Source organism: Maribacter sp. IgM3_T14_3 (assembly GCF_049603095.1).
In the GTDB taxonomy this organism is placed as follows: Bacteria; Bacteroidota; Bacteroidia; order Flavobacteriales; family Flavobacteriaceae; genus Maribacter.
Map to the genome: position 1 here is coordinate 2,593,877 of NZ_CP187138.1, position 17,326 is coordinate 2,611,202.

The following is a 17,326-nucleotide window of genomic DNA, read 5'->3' on the forward strand; positions in this document are numbered from 1 at the left end:
AAGAAGATCGGCTGTTTATTAAATACCTAAAATCATCTTTGCAATAGAGAAGTATATTAAAATACCAAAAATATCATTGCCAGTGGTGATAAACGGACCAGTAGCTACCGCTGGATCAACGCCCCTTTTATCTAAAAATACAGGAATAAAAGTACCGATAAGTGCCGCAATAATAATTACAGAGATCAGAGCTACGCAAAGAGTGATGGAGACCAAATAGCTTGTTTTAAAGAAGAAATGACTAATGATCAATACAATGATAGCAATGGCAATACCGTTAATTAAAGCCAATGTAAATTCTTTAAATAATCTATTTAATATTTCGCCCTTTACAGTGTTGTTAGCAAGACCTTGTACCATAATTGCCGAGGATTGTACACCAACATTACCTGCCGTTGCTTGTATTAAAGGCACAAAAATTAGAAGTATCGGAAACGTATTCATTACTTCTTGAAAACTATTGATAATACTTGCTGCACCAATACCGCCGAACATACCAATAATCAACCATGGTAAACGTGCTTTGGTAAGTTCCCAAATGCTATCATCTGCCTCTACACCCCTAGAAATACCTGCGGCCATTTGGTAGTCGCGCTCGGCTTCTTCTTTTATTACATCTACGATATCATCAATGGTAATACGCCCAACCAACCTACCTATTTCGTCAACTACAGGTATGGCTTCTAGGTCATATTTAGTCATGATCCTTGCCACTTCTTCTGGATCTTCATTAACGTTGACGGCATCAACATTTTTTATGAATACATCTTTAATGTGCGTTTTGGTAGAAGTGGTCAATAAATCTTTTAACGACAGTCTCCCTTTTAATTTATCTTCATCATCTACCACATAAATAGAATGTACTCTAGTAACATTCTCAGCTTGTGCCCGCATTTCTTTTACACAAGTAAGTACATTCCAATTTTCATTGACTTTTACAAGCTCTTTTGCCATAAGGCCGCCAGCGGAATCTTCAGCATATCTTAATAGATCGACGATATCTTTAGCGTGTTCTCTATCTTCGATTTTAGAGATAACGTCTTGTATCTGTTCTTTTGGAAGTTCGCCAATAATATCTGCAGCATCATCGGTGTCTAGCTCATCTAGCTCACTGGCAATTTCTTGAGATGACAAATTACCTAAAATGGCTTCACGAATGTCTTCATCTAACTCGGTTAGAACATCAGAGGTTTTATCACTACCAAGTAACTTAATTAAATAGGTCGCCTTGGCTTCATCTAATTCATTAATGATTTCGGCAACATCGGCATAATGCACGGCCTCTAACATAGAATTTAGTTCAGCATCATTGTTTTGTTCAATGAGCTGTTCTATTTCTACTACAAATTCTTCTGTTAGTTTAAAGGGTGTCATCTGCTATTTTCTTCGTCAAGGCAATAAAATCGTCAACCGCCAATTGTTCTGGCCTTAGGTCAAATATAGTATCTTCTCTTAAATTATCTGATAATGTAAATGTTTTTAAACTGTTACGTAATGTCTTTCTACGTTGATTAAATGCTGCTTTTACTACACGGTATAAAAGTTGTTCGTCGCAAGAAAGCTCAAATTTTGGTTTTCTTGTTAATCGCAATACCCCCGATTGTACTTTTGGTGGTGGGTCGAAAACAATTGGATCTACCGTAAATAGATATTCGGCATCATAAAATACTTGAACTAAAACAGAAAGAATACCATATGCCTTACTACCTTCTGATGAGCAAATACGTTGCGCGACCTCTTTTTGAAACATCCCCGAAAATTCAGGAACATGGTTTCTAAGTTCTAGCATTTTAAAAACAATCTGGGTAGATATATTGTAAGGAAAGTTACCAGTTATGCCAAATTGCTCGTCGCCGAATAAGGTAGAAATATCGTAATTCAAAAAATCTGCCTCAATAACCTTAAAAGTACCATCGCCCTCAAATGCTTTAGGGTGTTCTAACGGAAATTTTTCATTTAGGTAGGTAATTGATTCGCTATCCAAATCCATAGCCACTAAATTACTATCTCTTAAAAGAAGGTATTTGGTTAGTACTCCCGTACCGGGACCTATTTCTATTACGTTCTTATAATCTTTTTGTAGTAAGGTTTCGGCAATTTGCTTTGCAATACCTTCATCTTTTAAGAAATGCTGACCTAAGTACTTTTTCGCTTTTACAGGACTTTTTTCATTATGCTTTTTATGAGTATATTTATCGTCTTTGTTCTTCTTCCTTTTCGTTCCCATAACTAATATTTTGCACTATCTTATTTTGCGATATAAGCCCATGCGTTTTTTCCAGAAGCTAGCTGAATCTGAATTCTTTCGTAAGCATCACCCTCGTAATTATCTGCTTTTTCTAATTCTTGATGAGATAGCGTATACACTTGACCTTTAATAACATCTTCTTTAACGCCCGTATGTTTTAGGGTCGGGTAAAGGTCGGCTACTTTGTCATCAGATATAATATATAATGGTAATTCATCTTCAAACCCGTTTAATGGTCTAGAGAAAACACCTAATTGTACTTCTCTTTCTTGTAAGGTGCCATAGGTAAATAAATAGTGTGTAGCCGCAGCCCTTTGTACAAAGTACTCATCTACTATTTCTAATTCTGTTTTAAAAGAAACCAATTGCCCCGCAAATTTACGCTGAATACTTTCTATTAATGCAGGAGCGTTTTCTTTGTAATACCGTTCTAAAGTAGCTTTGTCTTGTACGGTATATTGTACCGAATAAGTGAAGCCGCCCATATCTTCTTCAACTAATACTTTTGAGAATTTTGCGCTTAAGAATTTGCCTGTTGAAAGTACTTGTGGAATATGAATTTCTTTCATCCATTGTACCCAAGTATCATGAGCAGTTTCTTCTACATTAGTGGTAACGTTATATATATACATGCGTTAGTTCAAGTTCAAATTGATATGCAAAGTTAGTTTAACTAGCGCTTAAAACGAATTAGATGAAGCCTGATTTTAATTTATGGAATCTCCCCTTAAAATTCTAAAGTTCTTTCGTGCTTCAGGAAAGTAGTAGCTATCTTGATAATTGTAGATAATTTTCTCGTACTGTTCTTTGGCTTTGATGGGGTCGTTCAATATTTTTCTATATAATTCGCCCAAGGCATAATAAGCATCATCGGCAAGAATGCCATTACCATAGAATGTGATGATTTTTTGATAGTTTAGTTCGGCATCTTCATACTTTTTCTGTTTTTCGAACAACTGTGCTTGCTTCAATAGTGCCTCATCTTCAATTTTTTCTCCCTTGTGATTTTCTAAAATATCGCCCAATGCAGTAATTGCTTCATCGGTTTTATTTTGGTAGGCTAAAAAATCGGCTCTTGCATATTTTTTAAGTGCGGTTTGAGTAGAATCTTCGAGTGAATTATCAGATATCAATAAGCTTAATTGCATGGCATCGTTCGCAATAAGTTGAGACGTAGAACTACGCAATACCTTAAGTTGTGTCAATGCCCAATCGAAATCTCCCTTATAAAAACTTGTTTGTGCCACTTTATAACGGGCATCTTGCCCAAGCACATCGTTCTTTAATTTTTGTTGAATCTGTGAGAAGTAGATAAGGGCTTCGTTAAATTTTTTATCATAGACCAAAATATCACCCAAGGCTAATTTCAAATATGCCGTACCTCTATCGCTTAAAGGAAGATCAAGACTATTTTTCAGTAATTTTTCTGCAGGTGCCGGATCATTCTTTTTAAAGGTTAGAAAATTGGCATAGGCAACTTGAAGTTGTAGCGATTGTGTTTTATAACCGTACTCATCTATTAGCGCATCATATTTTTTTTGAATTGCTTCTAATTGATTTGTAGTTGGGTTCAGTAATTCAATATCAATGAGGTATAATTCTGAGTCTAATTTTGTTATGTTATTACTGGTATTTTCAATGATGTAGCTGAAAATATCTTTTGCAACCTCATTTTCATCATTCTCTAGAGCATCTTTCCCTAGATTTTCTAAACGCGTTGTAGAACTACCGTTCATGCGTTTATAAATAGCTTTTTCTTGTCTAAATGCACTACCATATTGTTTTTGCTGTACGAAAAGCCAGCTTAAAAGTTCGTTCCAAAGCACATCAGGATTTTTTTGTGCCCGTTCTAACAATACTTTTTTTAACAGGATGTTGTTTTTATCTTCCGCATCTTCAGAAACAAAATCATCGATGCTTCTTAGAATATTAGATTTAGATGTTTTACCATCGATTACCAGATTTAAGTACGAGTTGTACATCGCTTCAACATTACCCTGTTCGCCATAAATTCTTGCCATTTGAAAGTTAAAGTCTAAAGCAGGGTTCAAATTCATTGATTGTTGAAAAGCTTTAATGGCTAAATCTAAAAGGCTATATTTTTGAAACTGAAGACCTAAGGCATAACCGTAATTCGGATTTTTTGATATGATGTCTAAAGCCTTGTCATAATTAATCTGTGCCATATCTTCTTTTTCTTGAAGGGCATAGTTGTAACCTAAATCTATTAAGAGTGTAGGGTAGGGGTTGTGGTCTTTTAAGCGTTCTTTCAAAAAATCTTCAGCTTCCACATATCGTTCTAGTTGCTGATAGCAGGCGACTAAATCTTGAACATACTCTGTTCTTCTTGGGTTTTTTTCTACTAATTTTTCATAAAAAACAACTGCTTTTTCAAAATCGCCATCAGCAAAATATTGCTTTGCCAAGAAATCATCTTGGGCAAAGCTGAATGTTGACAGAGCTGTATATGTTATAATGAAAAAGATAAAGCGCATAACCAAAGATACATAGAATGCGGTAAGTTGTTGTTAAGGAGATGGTAACAAGCGCTTGAAATTATGCATTAAGTAACCTGTAATTGTTTATGAGAACCATCGCAGTTCGGCATTCTTTTAGATAAACCACAAACACAGTCATTTAAACCTTTACCGTTGAAGATTCTTTTGGTATTCTTTTCGATTCTTGCTACCCGCGTAGCACTTTGTTTCGCCTGATTAAAATGAAGCAAGTATCCTTTTTGGCGACCGGGAGTTAGATTTGTGAATGCAATTTTAAACTCCGGATTATCCATAAATATTTGTTTTAATTCAAAAGGAACGGCAAAATCGGATACCTTTTTCATCGGAATTTGTTTCCCCGATTTTTCATGAGCTATTGCTTCTTGAATATATTCTTTAATCACCACCGATAGCTCATTAATTTCTTCAATATTCTGAAATCTAATTTGCCGGCCAGCCTGTACATTTTCGGTTTGCTGAATTAATATGTTTTTGTGGTCTTTTAATACAGCTCCTTTGTAAAAAAGTACCGCACAATACTCTTTAAAGCCGTGTATTAAGACAATATTTTTACCATTATTGGTGTAGCAAGGGTGTTTCCATTTAAAATCTTCTACAACATCACATTCTAAAATTAGCTCACAAAGGCGAATAAGTTCCACTTGCCACTGTGAAAGTTCGGTTAAAAAAGTATCCACTTTTTTATTCATAAGAGTGCGTTGTTTTTAAGTGTTTCTAATGTGAAACTACTTTAAGACCAATGATTGAACCTATTAATGTTGTAATAAAAAGAATGCGTAAAAAAGTCGCTGGTTCTTTAAATACAAATATCCCTACTAATACAGTGCCTACTGCTCCAATACCTGTCCAGACTGCATAAGCGGTGCCAATCGGCAATGTTTGTGTCGCTTTTACCAAAAGAATCATGCTTATGGCAAGTGCGACTAAAAAACCAACATACCATAAGTACATTTCGTTACCTGTGGTTTCTTTTGCTTTGCCTAAACAAAAGGCGAAAGCTACTTCAAATAGACCGGCGATTATTAATAGTACCCAATTCATAATGAACAGTTTTTGTAGTAGTAAAGGTCGATAATCCCTTTAATTTATTCATTGTAATGAAGGTACTTTTTTAGTGTGGTGTCTTCACAGATAAATGAAAGATCTTTGTTATAAATATCTTGGTAATCAGCGTAAACTTGGTTGCAGTTGCTTTCGTAATAATGTATTACAATAACAAGTTTTTTGTCATCTAAAAAACTCTGTGCCCCAGAAGTATCCCACCAATTTTTCTCATTGTTGTATGATTCGTAGGTGACTCCATCAAAATCTTCCGCATTTTCAACAAAGTTTTTGGCCATACATTTCATACCTTTTTCATGTACATAATTACAGAGCTCTTGAAAATATGCGATGCCTTGTTCTTTAGATACTTGAATGCCATATGTTTCTCGTGTGTCATCATATAGTGCCCAGTCCATATTATCAAACTCTACCCAATCAAAACCTAAATCGGCAATTTTATCAATTCGAGCTTTCATGACCTCGATAATTCCGGTTGTAGTAGTGTTTACGAAATATTCACCTGGCCACTCTGTCCATTGTTCGGTAGTTAAAAAAGGCTGTAAAGCTGAAAAATCATCTCTCCAATCTTCGCCTGTACCAATACTGATATAGGCTGCTAATTGATTGCCATTTGCTTTTATTTCAGCAATTGATTCTGCAATGTCATCTTCAAACGGATCAACTAATACATATGCATTTGTTGCATTTAAAGCAATGTAGGCTACTTGGTCTACTTCATAATTTTCAATATATGCGTGGTTATAGACTGGTATGGCGCTGAAATTTTCATTTTCTTCCGTTACCTCTTCGGTATTTGTATTGTCATCTTGGTTACTGCAAGCAAGAAAGACCGATAACATTAAAAGTAGAATGAATTTTTTCATAATAAGTATTTAAGGTGTAAATTTTATGGGGAATAAAAGACTGTCTGTTTATATACGCCTTAGAATAAGAATTAGCCTATTCGAACCTTAATATGAAAGTTGATGCTATTTTAAATCGGGTGATTTTCTGTGTTTGTTGCCCTGTTCATAAGAATAGGTAAGTCCTATTAAAATAGGCTCGTCATACATTCTGCCCAGAAACTGGAGTCCTGCAGGTAGATTATTACTTGTAAAACCCATAGGAACGGTAAAAGCTGGCTGCCCCGTATGCGGACTAATAATTTGACTATTGTCTCCCTTGTATTCTTCTTGAAATTGATCAATAGGTGCTGGTGGATTGTTCCATGATGGATATACAATAGCATCTAGTTGTAAAGAATCCATCATATTTTCAATAGCTTCTCTAAAAGCAACTCTGCGTATATCTGTATAAGCATCTAAACAGGGTATTTCTGAATCTTCCCATCTTCCAGTGTGGGCGGCATTTCTTACTAACCTTTCTCTTGCAAAATCAGACTTGCTTCCTACTTCAATAATATCTTCAATGGTTTTTAGTGAATCATTTTTAACATAATCAGATAAAAAAGTCTCGACATCTTCGCGAAAAGTGGCACACCATTGGTTTTGTTTTAAGTTTTGAAAATCAGGTATGATAACCGAATCGATTACCGAAGCTCCTAAAGAGTCTAATTGGAGAAGTGCATTATTAAATAATTGATTTATTTCAGGATGCGGACTGTCATCACTTAAGGTTCTCAGAACACCTATTCTAGAACCGTTAAGGGCATCTTTTTTAAGAAATTGTGTATAACCTGCTGGTGTCTTCCCTTCTGAATATGCTGTTAGTGGGTCTTTAGGGTCTATGCCTGCAATAACTTCTAAAACTTTAGTTGCATCTTCAACAGTTCTGCACATAGGACCAACTACATCATTTCTCAAATAAAGCGGAACAATTGCACTTCTACTTACTAAGCCTAAAGTAGTTCTAAAACCTACCAGAGCATTATGAGATGATGGACCTCTGATTGAATTTCCAGTATCTGTGCCAAGACCTATTGTTCCAAAATTGGCGGCAATCGAAGCACCTGTACCACCACTGGATCCCGCAGGTACATAGTTGGTATTATACGGATTTCTAGTGGTGCCGGCTGTTGAACTTTCGCTATGCATAGGGCTAAAAGCCCATTCTGCCATATTAGATTTTGCTATGATTATTGCACCGGCTTCTACAAGTTTCTTGATAATAAATGCATCTTCTTCTGGAACATAGTTTTGTAGTGCCAGAGAACCTGCAGTAGTAGGTAGGTCTGCTGTATTAATATTATCTTTTACAATTAACGGTATACCATGTAAAGGGCGTAAAGTGCCAGTTCGTTTATATTCTTCATCAAGTTCTTTCGCTATTTCTAAAGCTCTGGGGTTAATTACCGTAATTGCGTTCAAAGAATTATCAAAATTTTCAATTCTTTCAAGATATGCTTTTACCAACTGTTCACTGGTAAAGGTCTTATTCTTATAGGATTTATGAATATCTGAAATGGTTAGTTCTTCAATGTCTAGCTCTTTTTCATTTGTAGATTTGTTATCAGCGCAGCCTAGAAAAATCATACTCATAATTAACAGGTAGCAATTGAATTTGAAATTCATAATGAAGAAAGTTTTAAGATTTTACTAGTTCATATTTGAAAATGAAGGTTTTACTAAATTAATGAATATAGATGAGGTAGTGTGGCTGAGTTGCATTTGAAAAAATGTTTTTATCAAGTCGATATTATTAGGCATGTGTTTTAAAGCAAAACGCCGTATAACCAATGCTATACGGCGTTTTATTGAATATATGTTAAAATTTAAACCTCAGAATAAAATCTGAATGTTTTAGTGATTACTCTATCATATCAAAACCACAATAAGGTACTAATACATCTGGAATTTTAATTCCGTCTGCAGTTTGGTAGTTTTCTAGAATGCCAGCTAAAACACGAGGTAATGCTAAAGAGCTACCATTTAGTGTATGAGCTAGTTGATTCTTTCCGTTTTCATCCTTAAAACGTAGTTTTAGTCTATTAGCCTGGTATGTTTCAAAATTTGAAACAGAGCTAATTTCTAACCATCTGTCTTGTGCAGTTGAGAACACTTCAAAGTCAAACGTAAGTGCAGCTGTAAAACCTAAATCACCACCACAAAGTCTTAGAATTCGGTATGGTAATTTTAATTCTTGTAGAATATTTTTTATATGCTCAACCATACCATCTAAGGCCTCATATGATTTTGAAGGATGCTCTACACGTACAATTTCAACTTTATCGAATTGATGTAAACGGTTTAGGCCACGTACATGTGCGCCATAACTACCTGCTTCTCTTCTAAAACACGGAGTATACCCCGTATATGTAATTGGGAAATCACTTTCGTTTACAATAACATCTCTAAAAATATTTGTAACCGGAACTTCTGCAGTTGGTATTAAATAAAGATCATCTGCCGTTACATGGTACATTTGACCTTCCTTGTCTGGCAATTGACCTGTTCCATAACCTGAAAGTTCGTTTACCAAATGCGGAACTTGAATTTCAGTATAACCAGCTTCGGTATTTTTATCTAAGAAATAGGCAATTAAAGCACGTTGTAAGCGAGCACCTTTTCCTTTATAAACAGGAAAACCAGCACCGGCTATTTTAACGCCTAGTTCAAAATCTATGATATCATATTTCTTTGCAAGCTCCCAATGTGGTTGTGCATTATCATAAAGTTTTGGTACATCACCTTCACTGAATATTTCTTCGTTATCTTCTTCAGAAGAACCTTTTTTTACAGAACTATGAGGTGCGTTCGGTAACTGATATAAAAGTATTTGCAGCTCTTCTTCGGCAGTAGCAAGGTCATCACTAAATAGCTTCGATTCTTCTTTTAGTTTTACTGTTTGCTCTTTAAGTACATTTGCCTCTTGTGCCTTACCAGTTTTGTACAATTCACCAATTTCTTTAGAAAGCTTGTTCGATTCGGCTAAAAGATTGTCCAAACTGGTTTGGGCAGCACGTCTATTCTCATCTAATTGAAGCACTTTTTCAACTAAAGGTTGTGCGTCAATATTTCTTTTTCCAAGGGCAAGGATAATTTCTTCCTTATTATCTCTTATGGTCTGTATTTGTAACATTATTGAATTGTATTTGGCTGTAAATTTACGTTAATCTTATTGTTTGCAAAGGGTACTTTCAATGACTAAATTGTAATTAACTAATTTTTAATTTTATTTTTAGAAGGTAGAATCCAAGTATGGTGTTTTGTTTGGTACCACGGTTCTGCAGCTAAATCTATTTCGGGGTCAATAAACGGAGTGTAATTTTTTCTATTAATGCTAATTAAAGAATTCTCTAAATAGATTTCAACTTCCATATTTTTTTCTTCAAAATCTTTCTTTAGGTACTGTGCGAACTGCCAAGCAAAATCTGGGTAAGCGAAAATTTTACGCTCTTGACTTGCGGTGACGTAATCTTTCGGATTTATATAGGTCACCTCTTCGGTCTTTTTGTCGACTACTTTAAAGGTACCCTTACCTTGTCTGCTTCGTAACATCATTCTCCAGCTCATTCGGTGACCTTCTTCCGTCCAAAGTACATCTCCATCAATAGCGTGATGTCGAATGGGGAGTAGTAATTGAATCATAAAGTATACAGAAAAGCCTAATAGAAGAGTGTTTTTGTATGTTGGAATAATGAATTTTGAAGCGGTATATGGTTTCTTAGATTTAAAAAATATACTGCGAATGGTTTCTGTTTCAAAAAAGAAAACACTGAAAGCGATCGATAAATAGGGGAAAATTCCGATTTGAAAAATAATGGAATTGAACAAATGAAAAAATAATGAAAGAAAGAAAGCGATTTTTCTTGTTGGTTTCCAAAGTAGTGCCGGTACTATTAATAGGTCGAATAGAATGCCTACCCAGCCGATAATTACATGTACCCATGGTTGCTGTAATAGATTGCCAATTAACCAATAGTCTTTTTTTGAATTCATTAATGTAGCAATGGTGCTAAAATCGAGCCAATCGCCATACATTTTAGCTATTGACGCGTATACATAAACAATAAATAATTGTAACACCACTATCCATTTTACGTAGGCATACATTGAATTGGTTTCTAATTCAGCATTCATTTTAACATCGTACGACCGACTTCTTTCCGCAGGGAAAAAGCACATTAATAATGATATTAATATGAGCAGGTAGTAATGGTTGTTATATGCTGTTTTTTGCATCAAATACGTTGCCGTCCATAATATGGTAAATGAAATGATACTTGCTCTGTATTTGAAACCTATAGCTATAAATAGGCCCAGTAAGCCCATGGTGCAGAAGTAAAAGTACATGCCATAACCAGGTAATGGTTGTAGAAACTCAAAATCTATGAAAGGAAAAGTGTATTGTGGTATAATGAGATTGCGCTTTACCCACCCTGTAACGATAGCACCAAAACATTCTAAGGCGACTAGAATACCAAAAAAAATACGGAAGATGATTAATTGGCTATTATCTATGCATTGAAATAACAACCTATTGAGCATAATTATTTTTTAATATAATGTAGCGATTTTTCTTTATCCTTGGCTAATTGATTCTTTAAAGCCTCAACAGATTCAAATTTATGCTCATCTCTTAAGCGAACCAAAATATTAACTTGAATTTTTTGATCATATAAATCGGTATTAAAATCGAAAAAATTAATCTCTATCGATTTTTCGGTACCATTAACGGTTGGGTTATAGCCTATATTCATCATCCCGTATACAACCGCTCCATCTAAAATACTGTTTATAACGTAAGCACCATTTTTAGGTATCAGTTTATAATCTTCGGCTATTGATAGGTTAGCTGTTGGGTAGCCTAATTGTTTACCGATTCCTTTTCCCTTAATAATTGTTCCTGTAAGCATGTATTCATAGCCCAGGTAACTATTAGCGGTTTCAATATCGCCGTCTTCTAATGCTTTTCTAATTTTTGTAGAACTCACAGATACATCGTCGATTTCTTGAGCGGGTATTTCTTCAACCGAAAAATCATAGGTATTTCCGAATGTAATTAAATCAGTGATATTCGCATTTCTATTTCGACCGAACCTATGGTCATATCCAATAATGACCTTTTTTATATGTAGGGTATTTACAAGCATGTCACGTACAAACTCAACAGCCGTAAGACGAGAGAATTCTTTGGTGAAAGGATGGATGATGAGTACGTCAAGACCAAGATTTTCTAAAATAGTAATCTTTTCTTCTATCGTATTCAACAGTTTTATATTGGCATCTTTTTGTAAAACCATTCTCGGATGCGGAAAAAAGGTAAGCACAGAAGATTTTAATTCTGTACTCTTGGCATGATTTATGATTTTGCTAAGTATTTTAAGGTGACCTATATGTACACCGTCAAAGGTACCTATGGTAATGACCGTAGGATATTCTTCTTTGTATTTAGAAATGTTGCGGACTGTAATCACCTATGATAGAAAATAAAAAGACTTATATTTGATTTTGAGTTAAAAGCCTCTTAATGATTGCAAAATTACGCCTAGTTTTCTCAATTACCATAGTATTTCTTTCCTTTTCCGGTCTGGCTCAGACTACCTATTGGAAAAATACTGAATTAAATGCTACCGCTAAACAGTTTTCAAAGCAGCGTTTATTGGTGAATAAAGGCTTGGCTTTCACACTAAACCAAGAAGCATTTCTCTCTGCACTTGCCGGTAATGCACCTGCTAATATTATCTATTTCCCCAATGAAAACGGTTCTTTAATTCCTTTTTCGGTAGAAGATGCTCATCTTTTTTCAGAAGGACTTGCTGCAAAATATCCCTCAATTAAATCATACAAAGGTATTGCGTTGCACGATCCAACAATGCAAATTCGTTTTAGCGTTTCACCAAAAGGTATTCAAAGTACGATGAGTATTTCGGGCGATAACGGTGCTGTTTTTATGCAAAAATCAGCTGACAATACCTATATTTTATATCGTAGAACCGAACAAGATACGCGAGATATTGATTTTGTTTGTAAAACGATACCTGAGGTTAAAGAATATTCACAAAATCTAACTGCTAAATTGGTCGATGATCAAACGCTTAGAAAGTTTAGGGTGGCCATTTCTGCTTCTGGTGAATATACCGAATTTCATGGTGGCACTAAGGCAGATGCACTTGCTGCTATAAATGCTACTTTAACTAGAATTAATGCCGTATTTGAACGCGATTTAGCAATAACTTTAGAGTTAATAGCAAATACAGACCTCGTAATTTATACAAATTCTGAAACAGATCCTTATACCGGCAGTTTAAGTTCTCAGGTTCAAAATACATTGACCAGTGTAATTGGTGAAGCAAATTATGATATTGGGCATTTGTTCAATCAACAAGATAATACGCTAGATGGTAACTCAGGCTTTATCGGTGCTGTTTGTACCGATAGTAGAAAGGGTAGTGGCTATACAACTTTATCATCGCCAGTGGGTGATGCTTTTGATATTGATTTGGTCGCTCATGAAATGGGGCACCAGTTCGGGGCAAATCACTCTTTTTCTCATATTTCTGAAGGTACCACGGTACAGGTCGAGCCAGCTAGTGGTACTACCATTATGGGGTATGCAGGTATCACAGGTGTTAATAATGTTGCTTCTAATAGCGATGATTACTTTCATTATGTAAGCATAGTTCAAATACGAGATTATTTAGAAACTGTTTCATGTGGTGTAACAGAAGTGCTTACGAATAGTCCGCCTACGATTTCACCTTTACTAAACTATAGTATACCAAAAGGCACTCCTTTTGTACTTACGGGCGAAGCTACAGATGCTGACGCAGCAAATGTACTGAGTTATACTTGGGAACAGATTGATAACGGCATTGTTACACAGGCTACATTTGGACCTGATAACCCTGCTGGGGCAAACTTTAGGTCACTGCCTCCTAAATTGACCCCAGAGCGCTATTTTCCAAGTTTGAATAGAATTTTAATAGGAGAACTCACTCAGACAGTACCTACTTCTGGTTCTGCCTGGGAAACCCTTTCTAATGTTGGTCGTGAGATGAACTTTTCATTGATTGTGCGCGACAATGCGCTAAATGGAGGGCAATCAGATTCTGATGAGATGACCGTTTCGGTTATTAATGAAGCCGGACCTTTTTTAATAAGTTCTCAAACAATAGAAGAATCTTTCGAAGCCGGTTCTGTACAAACCATTACTTGGGATGTTGCAAATACCAATATAGCACCTATAAATACTACTACAGTTTCCATATTTTTATCGACAGATGGGGGAGTTACATTTCCCATACCATTGGTAGAAAATACGTTGAATGACGGCACCCAGAATATCATTATTCCGAATATTGCAACCAGTACCGGTCGAATAATAATACAAGCAGATAACAATATTTACTTTGCAGTAAATGATATTGATTTTTCTATAACACCTTCAGAAATTGTATTGAATTTTGATGAGGTAGTTTTTGATGTTTGTAAGCCCGATGATCTAAGTATTCCTTTTACCTATGAAACTGACTTGGGTTTTGATGAAGAAAGTACTTTTAGTATTGTAAATATGCCAACGGGTTTGACAGCAACATTTACTCCTATTTCGGCAGATACTACAGATACTCTGGTAACTATTGATTTTGTAGGCATAGCAACACTAGATGTTGGTGTGTATCCGATAACAGTGCAGGCAACTGCGGCAACCGTAACCAAAGAAATTACACTACAATTAAGAGTATACGATGATAGTTTTGAAGATGTTATTTTAGTGTCTCCGGTTGATGGTTTTGAAAATGCATCAACAGATGTGCTTCTCGAATGGGGAACTGCAGTTGGCAATACGCAGTATAAAATTGAGATTTCTGATGATAGCGCCTTTGCAAATATAGTAGAGTCGACTACTGTAAACGGTAATTCATATTCACCAACACTTTTAGAGAATAACGGATTGTATTTTTGGCGTGTAAAACCAAAAAATGACTGCGGTGAAGGCAATTTTGGAACTCCATTCAGTTTTTCTACAGTACAGTTTAATTGTGCGACTAAGACTGCAACAGTTGTTCCAATAGCAATATCTAGCAGCGGTACACCGGTAATTACTTCTAAAATTGTTTTTTTCGAAGACTTGCCAGTAGCAGATGTAAATGTGCAATTGAATATTGAACACACCTTTTTGGCAGATCTAGTGGTAACGTTAACATCACCAACCGGTACTACAGTTACTTTGGTGTCAAATTCTTGTGGCGACTCAAGAAACATAAATGCAACTTTTGATGATGATAGTCCGGCTTTTTCCTGTTCTGTAGAACCTGGCATCAGCGGTTCGGTCAGACCTTTAGGTAGTTTAAGCTCATTTAACGGGGAGTCTATTCTTGGTGAATGGACTTTAGAGGTTAAAGATAATGCACCATCTGATGGTGGTAGTTTAAAATCTTTTGCTCTTGAACTTTGTGTTGAAGGTGATTTTAGACCTGACGCCGATAATGACGGAGTGTTCGATGATGGTGATGATCTTTGTTTAGGCACGCCTGCGGGTCAAGAAGTCGATGCTTCTGGTTGTGCCGTATATCGTTTTCCGCCAGAGAATTTTATTGTTAGTTTAAAGAGTGAAACTTGTCGAGATAATAATGACGGGTCATTATCTATAGTTCCTAAATTGGCATTAGATTATCAAGTATCTGTTTCTGGTAACGGGGTCAACCTAAGTCAAAATTTCTCTAACGCTTTTAACTTGGCGAATTTAGGTTCAGGAACGTATACCTTATGTATTACAGGTACAGATGGTACCATAACTTATCAAGAGTATTGCGTTGAGGTGCAGATTACAGAGCCTTTGCCATTAAGCGTTACTTCTAAAATAGCTTTAGACGGTTCTCAGGTTACGCTTGAAATGAGCGGGTCTACATTTTATACCATAGTATTGAACGGTGTAGCGCTGCAGACAGATAAATCAACCATATCTATAGATTTAGAAAAAGGATTAAATACTTTAAAGGTGTATACCGATATACCTTGCCAAGGCGTTTATGAAGAACAAATCGGCTTTTATATTCAACCAGTAGTATATCCAAATCCGGTGCAAGATGTGGTGAGGGTATATTTAGGTGCAGAACGAGAAGAGGTTGTTGTAAGCGTTTTTAGTGCCGATGGCAGAAATATTTTAAGAATAACGACCTTGCCAGTAGATGGGACAATCTCATTAGATTTAAGCTCTCTTGCTACAGGTATTTATTATGTAAATTATGAGGGCCGAACAATAAAAGGAACTTCTAAAGTTATTAAAGAATGATGCGCTTTTTAGTACTTATGGCATGTTTGTTTATGGCGGTTACTAGCTGTAAGAAGAAAAGTGCCGCAAATCCACCAGAAGCTGTGCAATTGGCTTTTCCAGAAGAAAACTCTGAATGCACGACTGGGGTAAGTTTAGGTGAGGAGATTAGCCAAGTTGAGTTTCGATGGGGTTTGGCAGATAATACCGAAACTTATGAGTTACGTGTTACGAATATTAGCACTGGTACTGTTCAAACTATTGTTTCGGCATCAAACTCCGCAAAATTACCAATAGCAAAGGGAACGCAGTTTTCCTGGTTTGTGCGTTCTAGAAATAGTGAGGTAGAGCAAACAGTGTCAAGCGAAGAGTGGTATTTTTATAATTCGGGATCTAGAACAACTTTTGCTCCTTTTCCTGCAACGATTGAAAGTCCTGCATCATCAGACAACGTTTTTAAAGATATTAATAACGAAGTTGAGCTATCGTGGTCAGCATCTGACTTAGATGGTGATATCGATAGGTATGAAGTTTATTTTTCTGTAGAAACACCGCCTGTAGATTTAATCAGAGAACTATCATCTACAGTAACGAATGTAAAGGTTTCGGTAACTTCAGATACAGTTTATTACTGGAGGGTCGTTGTTATCGATGAAGAAGGTAACAAGTCAGATACCGGTGTTTATAATTTCAAGGTACTTTAAGAATTGTTGAATTGATTCATGGTTCTGGCAATACCAGCTAGTACAAACGAGTTAATTATTTCTGTAGATTTTTTTAATCGTTCTGGCATTAACTTCTTTTCTTCATCGTTCCACTGTCCCAATACATATTCTACCTGTCTGCCTTGCCCAAAGTCTGCACCAACTCCAAAACGATATCTGTTATATAAAATGGTTTGTAGAAACAGCTCTACATCTTTTAAGCCGTTGTGCCCACCATTGCTTCCTTTTGTTTTAATACGAATAGTGCCAAAAGGTAAATTAATATCGTCGGTTATGACGAGAATATTGCTTTGTGGTATATTCTCTTTATCCATCCAATACTTTAAAGCCTTTCCACTTCGATTCATATATGTAGAAGGTTTTAAGCAAATTACCGTTCTTCCTTTTATTTTGTAAGAGCCTATATCGCCAAGTTTAACGGTTTCGAATGTAAAGTCATTTACTTGAGCTACCTCATCTAATACTTTGAAGCCAATATTATGGCGAGTTTCGGCATATTCATCACCTATGTTACCTAGGCCAACGATTAAAAATTTCTTCATGGGGTCTTTCTCTTCAGTAATTATGTTCTGTTTTGTAAAAAGTGTTTTAAAAAAACCGAACATTTGTCATTGGAT

Annotated in this window: 14 protein-coding genes; 2 read left to right on the plus strand and 12 right to left on the minus strand. The window is 35.8% G+C overall.

Going from position 1 to position 17,326, the window contains the following annotated elements; all coding sequences use genetic code 11:
- Positions 1-18: 18 nt before the first annotated feature.
- The 11 genes from mgtE to ACPF9A_RS11675 form a co-directional block, all read right to left on the minus strand.
- On the minus strand, positions 19-1,374 hold the full coding sequence (gene mgtE, locus ACPF9A_RS11625; RefSeq protein WP_423997058.1) for a magnesium transporter: 1,356 nt from the start codon (positions 1,372-1,374) through the stop codon (positions 19-21).
- Complete coding sequence (gene rsmA, locus ACPF9A_RS11630) at positions 1,361-2,227, minus strand: 16S rRNA (adenine(1518)-N(6)/adenine(1519)-N(6))-dimethyltransferase RsmA (RefSeq protein WP_423997060.1); 867 nt, start codon at positions 2,225-2,227, stop codon at positions 1,361-1,363. The genes mgtE and rsmA overlap by 14 nt, the downstream gene beginning before the upstream one ends.
- Positions 2,228-2,247: 20 nt before the next feature.
- Positions 2,248-2,880, minus strand: coding sequence for a DUF4286 family protein (locus ACPF9A_RS11635; protein ID WP_423997062.1), 633 nt, complete (start codon positions 2,878-2,880; stop codon positions 2,248-2,250).
- Positions 2,881-2,955: 75 nt separating this feature from the next.
- Positions 2,956-4,743: a tetratricopeptide repeat protein gene (locus ACPF9A_RS11640; protein ID WP_423997064.1), complete on the minus strand. Its 1,788-nt coding sequence runs from the start codon at positions 4,741-4,743 to the stop codon at positions 2,956-2,958.
- A gap of 68 nt (positions 4,744-4,811) precedes the next feature.
- Positions 4,812-5,456 carry a DUF1801 domain-containing protein gene (locus tag ACPF9A_RS11645; protein ID WP_423997066.1) on the minus strand — a complete coding sequence of 215 codons (645 nt, stop codon included), beginning with the start codon at positions 5,454-5,456 and terminating at the stop codon, positions 4,812-4,814.
- Positions 5,457-5,481: 25 nt separating this feature from the next.
- Entirely contained in the window at positions 5,482-5,808 is a 327-nt protein-coding gene (locus ACPF9A_RS11650; RefSeq protein ID WP_423997067.1) for a DMT family transporter, read from the minus strand.
- Between the two features lie 44 nt (positions 5,809-5,852).
- Complete coding sequence (locus ACPF9A_RS11655) at positions 5,853-6,695, minus strand: endo alpha-1,4 polygalactosaminidase (protein WP_423997069.1); 843 nt, start codon at positions 6,693-6,695, stop codon at positions 5,853-5,855.
- Positions 6,696-6,800: 105 nt separating this feature from the next.
- Positions 6,801-8,342, minus strand: coding sequence for an amidase (locus ACPF9A_RS11660; protein ID WP_423997071.1), 1,542 nt, complete (start codon positions 8,340-8,342; stop codon positions 6,801-6,803).
- Between the two features lie 235 nt (positions 8,343-8,577).
- A complete protein-coding gene (gene serS, locus ACPF9A_RS11665) occupies positions 8,578-9,849 on the minus strand; it encodes a serine--tRNA ligase (protein WP_423997073.1) in 1,272 nt (423 codons plus the stop codon).
- 80 nt (positions 9,850-9,929) lie between these two features.
- Positions 9,930-11,258, minus strand: coding sequence for an HTTM domain-containing protein (locus ACPF9A_RS11670; protein ID WP_423997075.1), 1,329 nt, complete (start codon positions 11,256-11,258; stop codon positions 9,930-9,932).
- A 2-nt stretch (positions 11,259-11,260) separates the two neighbouring features.
- Entirely contained in the window at positions 11,261-12,187 is a 927-nt protein-coding gene (locus ACPF9A_RS11675) for a bifunctional riboflavin kinase/FAD synthetase (protein WP_423997077.1), read from the minus strand.
- Between the two features lie 53 nt (positions 12,188-12,240).
- Between ACPF9A_RS11675 and ACPF9A_RS11680 the strand changes: the two genes are divergently transcribed.
- Both ACPF9A_RS11680 and ACPF9A_RS11685 read left to right on the plus strand, forming a co-directional pair.
- A complete protein-coding gene (locus tag ACPF9A_RS11680; RefSeq protein WP_423997079.1) occupies positions 12,241-16,005 on the plus strand; it encodes a reprolysin-like metallopeptidase in 3,765 nt (1,254 codons plus the stop codon).
- Entirely contained in the window at positions 16,002-16,688 is a 687-nt protein-coding gene (locus tag ACPF9A_RS11685) for a hypothetical protein (RefSeq protein WP_423997081.1), read from the plus strand. The genes ACPF9A_RS11680 and ACPF9A_RS11685 overlap by 4 nt, the downstream gene beginning before the upstream one ends.
- Here ACPF9A_RS11685 and pth read toward each other — a convergent pair.
- Positions 16,685-17,314 (minus strand): aminoacyl-tRNA hydrolase, encoded by a 630-nt coding sequence (gene pth, locus ACPF9A_RS11690; RefSeq protein ID WP_423997083.1) that lies wholly within the window; start codon positions 17,312-17,314, stop codon positions 16,685-16,687. The genes ACPF9A_RS11685 and pth overlap by 4 nt on opposite strands.
- Between the last annotated feature and the right edge of the window lie 12 nt (positions 17,315-17,326).